Raw genomic sequence first — 12,797 nt, 5'->3', positions numbered from 1 at the left:
GGCGGCTCCCGGAGCCGCCGTGCGCACCCCCCGAAAGAGTGATTGCCGCGCCATCGCATTGACGTACAGAAGGGTGAAGGGATGGTATTACGACAGGAGTTCGGGCTCCGCTCGGCTGATCCTGCGCCAGAGCGGCTGGTAGTTGATCCAGCCGACGAGGTCGCTGCCGAGCTGTTCGCGGGTGGTGACCGCCTCCCGGTGGTCGATCGGCACGGTCTTCCCGGCCGCCCGCGCGGTCAGCTGGACCTGGGCGCTGCGTTCCATGGCGATGAACCACCAGGCCGCCGCGTCGACGGAGGTGCCGACGGTGAGCAGGCCGTGGTTGCGCAGCACGATCGCCTTGAACGAGCCGAGGGCGAGCGCGATCCGGCGGCCTTCCTCGGCGTCGACGGTGACGCCGGTGTAGGCGTCGTAGAGGGCGTGGTCCTGGTAGAAGGCGCAGGCCTCCTGGGTGAGCGGGTCGAGGAGTTCGCCGAGCGCGGCGAGCGCCCGCCCGTACAGGGAGTGGGTGTGGGCGACGGCGACGACGTCGGGCCGGGCCCGGTGGACCTGGGCGTGGACGGTGAACGCCGCCTGGTTCACGTGCTGCCCGCCGTGGAGGACCTGTCCGTCGCCGTTGACGAGGACGAGGTCGCTCGCGGTGAGGTCCTCGAAGGGCGCGCCGAAGGGGTTCACCCAGTAGCAGTCGGGGAGTTCCGGGTCGCGGGCGCTGATGTGACCCGAGACGCCGTCCTCGTATCCGAGCCGTCCGAAGAGCCGCAGCGCGCCCGCGAGCCGCTGTCTGCGGTGGGTGCGTTCCTCCTCGGCCGTCGCGTGGACGGGCGGCATGGCGAAGTGGAGCCGGTCGACGGGGACGGGCTCGGGTATCACGCTCATGCGCCGGAAGGTAACGCCCGGCCGGGCAAGTCACCAGAGCCCGGACGCGAACACGACGAAGCCGCCGCCCCGGAAGGACCGGGACGACGGCTTCAGGCACGCACGGGAGCGACTACTCCCACTCGATGGTGCCCGGGGGCTTGCTCGTGACGTCGAGGACGACGCGGTTCACGTCGGCGACCTCGTTCGTGATGCGGGTCGAGATCTTGGCGAGCACCTCGTAGGGCAGGCGCGACCAGTCGGCCGTCATCGCGTCCTCGGAGGAGACGGGGCGCAGCACGATCGGGTGGCCGTAGGTGCGGCCGTCGCCCTGGACGCCCACGGAGCGGACGTCGGCGAGCAGGACGACCGGGCACTGCCAGATCTCGCGGTCGAGACCGGCCGCGGTGAGCTCCTCGCGGGCGATGGCGTCGGCCTCGCGCAGCAGGTCCAGGCGCTCCTTGGTGACCTCGCCGACGATGCGGATGCCGAGGCCGGGGCCGGGGAAGGGCTGGCGCTGGACGATCTCGTCGGGCAGGCCGAGCTCCTGGCCGACCATGCGGACCTCGTCCTTGAACAGCTGGCGCAGCGGCTCGACGAGCTCGAACTCGATGTCGTCGGGAAGCCCGCCGACGTTGTGGTGGGACTTGATGTTGGCGGTGCCGGTGCCGCCGCCGGACTCGACGATGTCCGGGTAGAGGGTGCCCTGGACGAGGAACGCGACCTCGGGACCCTCCTCCTGGAGGATCTCCAGCTGCGCCTGCTCGAAGACGCGGATGAACTCGCGGCCGATGATCTTCCGCTTGGTCTCCGGGTCGGAGACGCCGGCGAGCGCGTCGAGGAAGCGCTCCTGCGCGTCGACGACCACCAGGTTGGCGCCGGTGGCGGCCACGAAGTCCTTCTCGACCTGCTCGGTCTCGCCCTTGCGCATCAGACCGTGGTCGACGTACACGCAGGTGAGCTGCGAGCCGATGGCCTTCTGCACGAGCGCGGCGGCCACGGCGGAGTCGACGCCGCCGGAGAGGCCGCAGATGGCGCGCTTGTCGCCGACCTGGGCGCGGATGGCCGCGACCTGCTCCTCGATCACGTTGCCCGTGGTCCAGCTCGGCTCGATGCCGGCACCGCGGTAGAGGAAGTGCTCCAGGATCTGCTGGCCGTGCGTGGAGTGCAGCACCTCGGGGTGGTACTGGACGCCGTACAGCTTCTTCTCGTCGTTCTCGAAGGCGGCGACCGGCACGACGTCGGTGGACGCGGTGACGGTGAAGCCCTCGGGGGCGGCGGAGCAGGCGTCGCCGTGCGACATCCACACGGACTGCTCGGCCGGGGTGCCCTCGAAGAGGGTCGAGCCGGCCCTGGAGACGTGCAGCGGGGTGCGGCCGTACTCACGGGCGCCGGTGTTGTCGACGGTGCCACCGAGGGTCGTCGCCATCAGCTGGAAGCCGTAGCACATGCCGAAGACGGGGACACCCGCCTCGAAGATCGCGCGGTCCAGGCGGGGGGCGCCTTCCGCGTACACGGAGGACGGTCCGCCGGAGAGGATGATCGCCTTCGGGTTCTTGGCCAGCATCTCGGCCACCGGCATGGTGGACGGGACGATCTCGCTGTAGACCCGGGCCTCACGGACGCGGCGGGCGATGAGCTGGGCGTACTGGGCGCCGAAGTCGACAACGAGGACTACGTCCGGGTTGGAGACGTCGGGCGCGGCAGCGGGGGTCGCTGATGACACTACGGCGGCCTTCCGGCGGTAGGGAGGGTCCCCCGAAGGGGGTGCTATTTGTCGATTCTACCGGCGCGCCGCTCGCACTTTTCGTCTCACCATCCGAACCCGGGTTGGCCCCCGGTCCGCGGCGGGGTCCATACTGTCGCCATGCGCAAGCTCTCGACCTTCGTCTTTACCTATGGCACCGGCCCGTCCGGCTGCCATGGTCGTGCTGCTTGAGCAACTGACAAGCGACTTCCCAGGCGCCCCGGGCCGACAAGGCCCGGGGCGTTCTGTCGTTTCCGGGCCCTGCCGCCCCGGGGCTCCGCCCCCGACATCCCGAGGAGCCCCGTATGACCGCCATGACCCAGACCGAGAAGACCGGCGCCCGCACCGACGAGGCGGCGACGCTGATCGGCGACGCCCGCGAGCGCATCGACGCCCTCGACGACCGGATCATCGGTCTCATCCAGGAGCGGATGGCCGTCTCGGCCGTCATCCAGGAGGCCCGGATCTCCTCCGGCGGCCGCCGGGTGAACCTGGCCCGCGAGATGGAGGTCCTCGGTCACTACCGTGACGCGCTGGGCAAGCCCGGCACGGCCCTCGCGATGACGATGCTGGAGCTGTGCCGGGGCCGCATCTGAGTTCGAGCCCGGTCTCACCCGTACGGCGCGTGACCGGCCGCGGCCGGGCTTCGTTGGTCCGGGTGTCCGTGCCAGCCAGGGGCGGGCCCGTAGAAACCACGCGTGGCTTCGCTGGGGCGTGTGGCGTACCTCCGGTGCGCCGTGGGACCTCGCACCAGCGCGTGTGACCGGGCAGCAGGGGACAGCAGCCCGGTCACCAGAAAGAGCGGTCGGCCCCGGGGACGCCCGGGGCCGGTCGCAACCGGTCGACCTCCCCCGTACACCCGTCCCCCCGATCTCCTCCCCCGCGCGGCGCGATCCCCCGGCGCCGACGCCCAGGGCCCCGTACCGCGACCGGAATCGCGGCGCGGGGCCCTTTCTCACGCGCGATCCTCCGGCGTGACGCGCGTCACACGAAGATCCTGTGCAACCGCTACAACCAATGTCATCGGTCGCGGGTCATCTATGCAGCATCACCAAAAGCAGGAAAGGCGCTGCACTCGGAGGGGGGTGCAGCGCCTTTTCTCATGCCCGGCGACTCATGCCCGGCGTCTCATGCCTGGAGCGTCATGCCCGGCGACTCATGCCCGGCGTCTCATGCCTGGAGCGTCATGCCCGGCGTCTCATGCCTGGAGCGTCATGCCCGGCGGCTCGCGCCTGGAGCGTCCTGCCCGGCGACTCCAGCCCGGCGACTCACGCCGTGCGTGCCCGGCGTCTCATGCCTCGCCGTCCGGTGCCTTCTTCGGCGGGACCGTCGGGATTCCCAGGAACGGGAGCCGCAGGGCGCCGAAGGCCTCGGCCGGGACCGCCGGGGACTTCGGCTCGACCGCCGCCACCCGGACGTACGCCTCCCCCTGCCGCGGCCGCGGGTCCTCCTCGCCCTTGTTCGGCCAGAACGACATCGCCCGCTCCGCCTGCGCCGTGATCGTCAGGGACGGGTTGACGCCGAGGTTGGCGGAGACGGCCGCCCCGTCGACGACGGAGATCCCGGGGTGCCCGAAGAGCCGGTGGTACGGGTCGATGACGCCGGAATCGGCGTCGGCGCCGATCGGGCAGCCGCCCAGGAAGTGGGCGGTGAGCGGGGTGCCCATGAGCTCGCCGATGTTGGAGCCGGCGAAGCCGTTGATCTCCTCGGCGAGGAGGGTGGCGGCCCTGGTGGCCTCTGGGATCTGGACCGGGTTCGGCGCCCCGTGCCCCTGCCGGGCCGTGAGCAGGCCCTTCCCGATACCGCCGGGCTTGCGGTAGGTCGTCAGGGAGTTGTCCAGGGACTGCATGACCAGCCCGATGATGGTCCGCTCCGACCAGCGGTAGTTCGAGAGCGAGCGGGCGGCAAGCGTCGGGTGCTTCAGCACGTTGAGGAACCAGTTGCGCACCCGGTGGGCCCCGTAGGGCACCTGGAGGACGGTCATGCCGCCCATGGAGTTGGAGCCCTTGCCGTACCGGACCGGCTCGATGTGGGTGTTCTCGTCGGGGTGGACCGAGGAGGTGATGGCGACGCCGCGGGTGAAGTCGGCCTTCTCCTTGCCGTGCTTCTTCCGGTAGCGCCGGTCGGTGGTCTGCGCGCCGACCAGGCCCTCGGAGTTGGTACGGGTGAGCTCGCCGAGCCGCTGCGAGATCCGGGGCAGCAGGCCGCCGTCCTTCATCCGGTGCAGCAGGGTCTGCGTGCCGTACGTGCCGGCCGCGATCACCACACGGCGGGCGCGGAAGGTCCGCCCCTTGCCCTTCCTGCGGTTGTCGGTGGGCAGCGTCTGCACCGCGTAGCCGCCCCGCGAGTCCTCGGTGACGGTGACGACCGTGGTCATGGGGTGGACGGTGGCGCCCGCCTTCTCGGCGAGGTGGAGGTAGTTCTCGTTGAGCGTGTTCTTGGCGCCGTGGCGGCAGCCCGTCATGCACTCGCCGCACTCGGTGCAGGCGCGCCGGGCGGGGCCCGCGCCGCCGAAGTACGGGTCGGCGACCTGGCCGCCCGGCTTCGCCTTCGCGGTGCCGTCGGCGTCGGCCCCGTCGCCGAAGAAGACGCCGACGGGCGCCATGTGGAAGGTGTCGCCGATGCCCATCGCCTGCGCGGCCGCCTTGAGGTGCACGTCCGAGGGGGTCGTCGTCGGGTTGATCCGGACGCCGAGCATCCGCTGCGCCTGGTCGTAGTACGGCTTCAGCTCCTCCTGCCAGTCCGTGATGTCCTTCCACTGCGGGTCGTCGAAGAAGGGCTTCGGCGGTACGTAGAGGGTGTTGGCGTAGTTGAGGGAGCCGCCGCCCACCCCGGCGCCCGCGAGGACCATCACGTTGCCCAGCAGGTGGATGCGCTGGAGGCCGTAGAGGCCGAGGGCCGGGGCCCACAGGAAGTTCTTCAGGTCCCAGGAGTTCTTCGGCAGGGACGCGGGGGTGAAGCGCCGCCCGGCCTCCAGGACGCCGACCCGGTAGCCCTTCTCCGTGAGCCGGAGGGCGGTGACCGAACCGCCGAAGCCGGAGCCGACGACGAGGACGTCGTAGTCGTACGCGGCGTCCTCCGCCTGCTCCTGATTTTGGGTAGGGGGTACCGCGGTCATGGCTCTCCTCGTACGGAAAGGGGCGAAATCTGTCGGGACGGTCAGGGGCCGGTGCGCCCCGGCGTCAGCGCAGGCGCAGGGCCTTCATCGCCTTCAGGGACAGGCTCATCACCGCGGCGTACTTCTCGTCGTCCATGCCGAAGGACGGCGCGAGCGGCATCAGCCGCTGCTGGGCGACGGTCTGGGCCTCGGTGTACTTGAGGATGCCCTCCGAGCCGTGGCGGCGGCCGAGTCCGGAGTCCTTCATGCCGCCCATCGGGGACTGCACGCTGCCGTAGGCCGGCGCGTACCCCTCGTTGATGTTGACGGTGCCGGTGCGCAGCCGGGCCGCGACGGCGTGGCCGCGGCGCGAGTCCTTGGTCCACACGGAGGAGTTGAGGCCGTACGGCGTGCCGTTGGCCTGCTCGATCACCTCGTCCTCGTCCGTGAAGCGGTAGACGGAGACGACCGGGCCGAAGGTCTCCTCGGAGCAGACGGCCATCGGGGCCTCGACGCCGTCGAGGATCGTCGGCTCGTAGAAGAGGGGGCCGATGTCGGGGCGGGCGACGCCGCCGGCGACGAGCCTGGCGCCCTTGGCGACGGCCTCGTCGACGTGCTTCGTGACCGTCTCCAGCTGCCGGTCGCCGACGAGGGAGCCCATGTCCGCGCCGTACGCGAGGGAGCTGCCGAGCCGCATGGCCTTGGTGCGGGCGGCGAAGCGGTCGAGGAAGGCGTCGGCGATCGACTCGTGGACGTACAGCCGCTCGATGGAGATGCAGAGCTGTCCGGCGGAGGAGAAGCAGGCGCGGACGGCTCCGGCGGCGGCCTTCTCGATGTCGGCGTCCGCGAGGACGAGCATCGCGTTCTTGCCGCCGAGTTCGAGGGAGACGCCGACGAGCCGGGCGGCGGCGCCCTGGGCGACCTCGCGGCCGGTCCGGGTCGAGCCGGTGAACGAGACGTAGTCGGCGTGCTTGACGACCTCGGGGCCGACGACCGGGCCCTCGCCCAGGACGACCTGGAAGACCTCGGCGGGCAGTCCGGCCTCGATGAGGAGGTCGCGGGCCCAGAGCGCGGTGAGCGCGGTCTCGGTGTCGGGCTTCATGACGACGGCGTTGCCCGAGACGAAGGCGGGGAGCGCGTCGCCGACGGAGAGCTCCAGCGGGTAGTTCCACGGCGCGATCTGGCCGACGACCCCGCGCGGCTGGCGCAGCTCGGTGACCTTGGTGAGGGTCGGTACGACTCCGGTGTGGCGCTTGGCCCGCAGGTACGAGGCGGCCCTGCGGCCGTAGTGGCGGGCGGCGACGCACACCGCCTGGACCTCCTCGTGGGCGTGCAGGCGCGCCTTGCCCGTCTCCAGCTGGATGAGGTCGAGGACCTCGGTCTGCCGCTGGAGGACGAGGTCGTGGAAGCGGAGGAGGACGGCGGCGCGGGTCCTGACCGGGGTGGCGGCCCAGGCGGTCTGGGCGGCACGCGCGCGCGTGAAGGCCTCGGCGACGTCCTCGGGGGTGGACTCGGGCAGCTCCGCCAGCCTCTCCCCGGTGAACGGGGTGTGGTTGGCGGTCCGGCCGGAGCCGACGACACCGCGGGTGAGGCGGGCGACCACCTCGGGCGTCACGACGTCGGCGGCGGTCCGCGCGCCGGCGGGCGCGGGCGCGACCGGGTTGGTCGCGCCGGCGGGCGCGGCCGTGCCGCCCTGCGCGGCGGGGGCTTCGGGAACCGAGAGGGCGGTGGTGGCCTGCGAGTCCGTCATGAGGGCGAGCGTAGGCGGCGTTCCGCCCTTTGGGTACCCGTCGGTAATACGTTTTCACCGGGTACGCACATCATGCCAGTGATCACTGGCATATAAGCCCTGATCAGCGGCTTACGGCTGCCGAAGGCCGGGCGAGGAGATTTTCCCGGTTCACCCGCCGGGCGGCCGCCAGTGCTGGATCACCGTGTCGAACTGCTCGCGGGTGGTCTCCCAGCTCGACTCCGGCGAGGACATGTAGATGGCGTACTCCGTGCCGTCGTCCTCGTAGTACATGAGGTCGATCGCGTGCCGCGGCCCGGGGAAGTCCTTCCTCTCGGTCCAGCTGAACTCCCACTGGGCGGAGTGGACCTGGTCACGGTAGGTGACCTGGCCGAGCTTGATCCGCTTGTAGTCCATCCGCTTCTCCAGCACGCGCTCCAGGTCGAGGGCGTGCATGTACGGATTCTCGAAGTCGGGCTTCTCGTCGATGCTGATCCGGATGCGGTGGTTGCCGTTGTCGGGCGTGTAGTCGATCTGGTCGCCCTCCTTCTGGCGCTTCCAGCCGTCCGGGACGAGAAGGCTGAAGCCCGCCGGGTCGTCGACGCGGTGCCAGCCCTCCGGCACGACGGCCTCCTTGGCCTGGGTGGAGGGGGCGGTGGGCGTGGTCCGTCCGCCGGCGTGCGGATCGCCGTCCGAGTAGTTCATGGCCGCGAAGACCGCGCCGCCCGCGACGAGACCGGCGACCAGGGCCGCGAGGACGACCGTGCGCCAGCGGCCCCGCCCCGACGACGGGGACGAAGGGGCGAGGGTGGCCGTGGACGGCACCACGGTCGGCGGGGAGGCCGCCGGGTCGGACGAGCCGGAGCCCGATCCCTGGGACGGGTGGGGGAACCGGGCGGTACGGGCCGGTCCGGACGCGCGTGCGCCGTCCGCGGGACCCGCGGTCTCCTTCGTACCCGCGCCGCCGTCCTCCTCCTCGCTCAGCTCCACGAGGTCGAGTCCAAAACCGAGCACGCCGGCCGCCGGGTCCAGGTCCTCCCGCGCCACGCGCTGCGTCGGCACGTACGCCTGCGCCGTCTGCGGGGTCCGCCCCTCCATGGCGTCGAGCAGCATCCGCTCGGCCTCGTCCGCGCGCGGCCGGTGCTCCGGCTCCTTGCGCAGCAGCGCCACGATGACGGGCGCGAGCGGCCCCGCCTTCTCCGGGTACGGCGGCTCCTCCGTCACCACGGCCTGCATCGTGCTGATCGGGGAGGTCCGGCGGAACGGCGAGGTGCCCTCCACCGCCGTGTACAGCGTGGCCCCGAGGGACCAGAGGTCGGAGGCGGGACCGGGGTCGCCGCCCCGTACCCGCTCGGGCGCCAGGTAGTCGATGGAGCCGACGATCTCCCCGGTCCGCGTGATCGTCGAGTCGCCCTCGATCGCCGCGATCCCGAAGTCGGTGATGAGCACGCGCCCGTCCCGCGCCAGCAGGACGTTGCCCGGCTTGACGTCCCGGTGCAGCACCCCGGCCGCGTGCGCGGCCCGCAGCGCGCCGAGGACGTGCAGCCCGACCCTGGCCGCCTCGCGCGGCTCGATGGCCCCCGCCTCCTTGGCGGCGTCGGCGAGCGAGGGCCCGTCGACGTACTGCATGACGATCCACGGACGGCTGTCGTGCTCCAGGACGTCGTGGACGGTGACCACGCCGGGGTGGCTGATCCGCGCGGCGGCCCGCGCCTCCTTCTGCGTCCGCGCGTGCAGCACGAGCCGGTCGGCCTCCGCCACGAACCGGCCGGCCGTCAGCTCCTTCACCGCCACCACGCGGTGCAGGACCTCGTCGTGGGCGCGCCAGACCTTGCCCATGCCGCCGCGCCCGATGCACTCGCCGAGCCGGTAACGACCCGCGAGCAGCAGCCCCGTGCCTGTGCTCTGAGAATGTTCCACTTGCCCCCGCCCGTTCCTTCGGATGCCAGGTTACGGAGGGGGGCACGGGGTGCGGAACCTCGGGGCCGTCATAGGAACAGCACTGTGACCGGGGGACGGTGACGCCCCACCGGACCACCCGGCGCCCCCCTCGGCCCCGGCGCCCCGGGCGGCCCCGTGTCCCCCTCGGGTTCAGCGCCCCGGACGGAACGCCTTCGTCGCCTCGTCGTGGATCTCCGCGACCTTGTCGTGCTCGTCCTTCGGGCCGATGACCAGCACGACCCAGTACCGGCCGTCGTCGATCAGGGCGAGGTTCCGGACGGCGACCTGACGGCCCGAACCGTCCAGCCACCAGTAGCTGCCCGTGGCCGTCACGGTGGTGCCGACGACGACCTTGCGGGTCCACTCCGTGCCCGACCAGCTGGACACCCGCGAGGGCTCCAGCTCGCGCTCCTTGGAGTTCTGGTACTCCAGCGGGTCGGAGCCGTGCGCCGCGACCGTGTCCCGGCCGGGGACGACGATCATCGTGAAGTCGCCGTCGGTGTAGCGCACTTGCCCGGCGTCGTTGACGGAGCTGCGCCGCCAGCCGTCCGGGACCCCGATCCGGAAGCCCTCCGGGTCCTGGCGCAGGGTGTACCCGGCTGCCAGGGCGGGCGCCGACGGATCGGCCGCGGGCGGGGTGGTGGACGGCTTCCCCGACGGTGTGGCGGACGGCTTGGCGGACGGCTTCGCGGTCGCCCCGTCCGTCGGCTCGGCGGGCCGGTCCGTGGTCGCGGACGGGCCGTTGGCGGGTGCGGAGGTACGCGGGGACGCACCCGGCTCCTCGCCCTCGCCGGGCAGGAAGAGGACCGCGTACGCCACGGCCCCGCCGAGCAGGAGCAGCACGGCCAGCAGCAGCGTACGGCCGAGGGCGCGCGGCGAGCCCGCACCCCGGGCGGGGCCGCGGGGCGTGCGGGGGGCACGGGGCGCGCGCTGCGGGATCTCCTCCTGGAACTCCGCCCGTGTGTCGGCGTATCCGCCCTGGTGGGCGACCTCGGGGCCGGGTTCGTGGAAGGCCGTCGCGAGCGGCGCGGACGGCGCCGAAGGCTCGGGGCGGGGGTCCTTGCCGCGCTTGTGGCGGTGGCGGCCCGCCCCGGCGCCCGCGCCCTTGCGGCGCCGGCGCACCAGCTCGCCGCGGCGGCGCACGATCGGCAGCCGCGTCTCGTCGAAGGACGGCAGCGGTACGGCTCCGAGGCCGGCCTCGGGCTCCGGGGCCGACCGCACGAGGGAGCGCAGCCAGCCGCGCAGCTCCTCGAAGTCGGGGCGCTCGGTGGGGTCCTGGCGCAGCAGGGACTCCACGACCGGGCGCAGCGGCCCGCACTCCTCGGCGAAGGCGGGCGGTTCGGCGCAGACCAGTTGGACGAGCTCGGCGGCGCTCTCCTCGGGGTAGGGGGCGTGGCCCTGGACGGCCCGGTAGAGCAGCGCGCCGAGCGCCCACAGATCGGTCGCGGGGCCGATGGGCGGGGCGAGCCGCCAGTTCTCGTGCACGGGGCCGGCCTGCTCGGGCGCCCAGCGCTCGGTGACCGCGCCGACGACGGCGATCCGGGTCTGGCGGGCCCGCTCGGCGTCGAGGCGCGTGGTGGGTCCGCGGTGGACCTGGGCCGGTACGGCGGCCCGCTCGGGCGGTCCCGCGGCGCCGGCGGGGACCGGGAGGCGGGCCGGTTCGGGGGTCGCGGCCGTGTACCCGGCGGGCAGCGCCGGACGGCCCGAGCCGGGCAGCACGGGGCCGCGGCCGGGGCCCGAACCGCCGGCGGGGATCGGTCCGGAGCCGTCGCGCGCCGCATGGGGGCCGTCGCTCCAGTTGCCGGCGAGGTGCACGCGCGGCGGGGGGCCGGACCGCGGGCCGCCGTACGCCGAGCCGCCGGTCGCGTCGTCGTCGTCCTCGTCGTCCTCGTCGTCCTCGTCGTCCGCCGTCTGCGACCACCACTGCGGCTCGGGCGCGCCGGACGCGGGCACCGGGGCGGGCGGCGGCGCGGGTGCCGGGACCGGCGCCCGGGGCGGTGTCCCGTCCTGGCCCGGCGCCTCGTTCCGGGCCGTGGGCGGTTCGGTCGGGGCGGGGCGTTGGCCGGGGAGCGCCCCGGACTCGCCGAGCCGCGCCGCCGCACGCGCCCCCGCGCGGTACGCGGCGATGGCCCCGGCCCTGGCGGCCCGCACGTCGGCGGTGGGCGGCGGGGCGCCGGCCGGGGGCACGGCCCCGGTCCGGGGTCCGGGCGCGGACCTCGCCCCGGCGCCGTACGGGTCGGCCCCGTAGGGCTCCTGTCCGTACGCGTCGGTCCCTGCCCCGTCGGCGCCGTCGTCGAAACCCGGCGCGGAGTCGGCGGCGTGGGCGCCGGAGCCGTACCCCTCGGACCGGTGGGCGCCGGAGCCGTACTCCTCGGAGGCGTACACGCCCGATGCGTAGGCGCCGGAGCCGTACCCCTCGGAGCCGTGCTCGGCGGAGCCGTACCCCCCGGAGGCGGGGGCGTCGGCGGTGAACTCCCCGAGCGGGCCCTCGTCCGGGTCCGTCCCGTACGCGAGCTCCTCGGAGCCCTCCTCCGCCTCCTCGAACTCCTCCTCGTAGACGGCCGCGTAGCCGCCCTCGAAGCCCTCCCCGGGCTCCTCCGCGTCCCCGTCCTCGTCCTCGGTCTCCTCGTAGACCTCGGCCTCGTACAGGTCGGCGCTGTACACCTCGGTGAACTCGGGCTCCGGTGCGAGCGGGAAGTCGGGCTCGAACTCCCGGGACGCGAACCCGGAGCCCGTCCCCGAGCCCGTCCCGGCCCCGTACCTCGCCCCGAACTCCCGCTCGTCGTCGCCCGGCTCCGGCACCGGCGCGTACCCGCACAGGGCCTCTTCCGCGGCGCCCACGGCGAGGCCCGTGAGGACCACCCGCCCGTCGTCGCAGACGAGCACGGTCCGGGCGGTGATGTTCCGGTGGACCCAGCCGTGGGCGTGGAGCGCGCGCAGGGCGGTGAGGACGTCGGCGCCGATCTCGGCCGCCCGGTACGGGTTGAGGGGCTGCTCGGCGAGGAGCGCGGAGAGCGGCCTGGCCGCCACGACCTCGCTCACTATCCAGAGGGAGCCGGCCTCCGCGAAGACGTCGAAGACCTGGTCGAGCAGGGGATGGTCGGGAATCTGCGCGGCGGCCTGGGCCGCTTCGATCGCGCGGCGGACGACGGGCTCGGCCGGCCGTCGGGTCGCCCGCCCGGCGCTCCCGTAGGGCTGCGGGGAACCGCCCGCGCCGTCGAGCACCTCGGCGTCCACGAACTCCGGCAGGGGCACCTGCCGGACCAGGACCTCCTGCCCGCTGTACGTGTCGAAGGCGCGCGTCTCGGCGAAGTCGTACGCGTCCGGGCCCAGGCCCGCGTCCGTGCCGGTCGGCGGCAGCGGCAGGCGGTAGCGGTCCGCCAGCACCCTTCCCGCGTAGTCGTCCACGACGCCTCCCCACGCGCGCA

At 73.4% G+C, this 12,797-nt stretch carries 7 protein-coding genes; 1 reads left to right on the top strand and 6 read right to left on the bottom strand.

Annotation, left to right across the window (positions count from 1 at the left end; genetic code table 11):
* Positions 1–87: 87 nt before the first annotated feature.
* A complete protein-coding gene (locus ACF08F_RS24405; RefSeq protein ID WP_392300665.1) occupies positions 88–876 on the bottom strand; it encodes a class II aldolase/adducin family protein in 789 nt (262 codons plus the stop codon).
* Positions 877–988: 112 nt separating this feature from the next.
* Positions 989–2,581 (bottom strand): glutamine-hydrolyzing GMP synthase, encoded by a 1,593-nt coding sequence (gene guaA / locus ACF08F_RS24400; protein ID WP_392300664.1) that lies wholly within the window; start codon positions 2,579–2,581, stop codon positions 989–991.
* 326 nt (positions 2,582–2,907) lie between these two features.
* Here guaA and ACF08F_RS24395 point away from each other — a divergent pair, with 326 nt between their 5' ends.
* A complete protein-coding gene (locus tag ACF08F_RS24395) occupies positions 2,908–3,198 on the top strand; it encodes a chorismate mutase (protein WP_366304678.1) in 291 nt (96 codons plus the stop codon).
* Positions 3,199–3,893: 695 nt separating this feature from the next.
* Here the strand turns inward: ACF08F_RS24395 and ACF08F_RS24390 are convergent.
* The 4 genes from ACF08F_RS24390 to ACF08F_RS24375 all read right to left on the bottom strand — a co-directional run bounded on the left by ACF08F_RS24390 (position 3,894) and on the right by ACF08F_RS24375 (position 12,777).
* Positions 3,894–5,720: a GMC oxidoreductase gene (locus ACF08F_RS24390; protein ID WP_392300663.1), complete on the bottom strand. Its 1,827-nt coding sequence runs from the start codon at positions 5,718–5,720 to the stop codon at positions 3,894–3,896.
* 64 nt (positions 5,721–5,784) lie between these two features.
* Complete coding sequence (locus tag ACF08F_RS24385; protein ID WP_392300662.1) at positions 5,785–7,449, bottom strand: succinic semialdehyde dehydrogenase; 1,665 nt, start codon at positions 7,447–7,449, stop codon at positions 5,785–5,787.
* Positions 7,450–7,599: 150 nt separating this feature from the next.
* A complete protein-coding gene (locus ACF08F_RS24380; RefSeq protein WP_392300661.1) occupies positions 7,600–9,348 on the bottom strand; it encodes a protein kinase in 1,749 nt (582 codons plus the stop codon).
* 171 nt (positions 9,349–9,519) lie between these two features.
* Positions 9,520–12,777: a protein kinase gene (locus ACF08F_RS24375; protein WP_392300660.1), complete on the bottom strand. Its 3,258-nt coding sequence runs from the start codon at positions 12,775–12,777 to the stop codon at positions 9,520–9,522.
* Positions 12,778–12,797 lie beyond the last annotated feature (20 nt).

The organism is Streptomyces sp. NPDC015130 (assembly GCF_043080005.1).
Lineage (GTDB): Bacteria > Actinomycetota > Actinomycetes > Streptomycetales > Streptomycetaceae > Streptomyces.
This window is presented reverse-complemented; position numbering and strand designations above follow the sequence as displayed.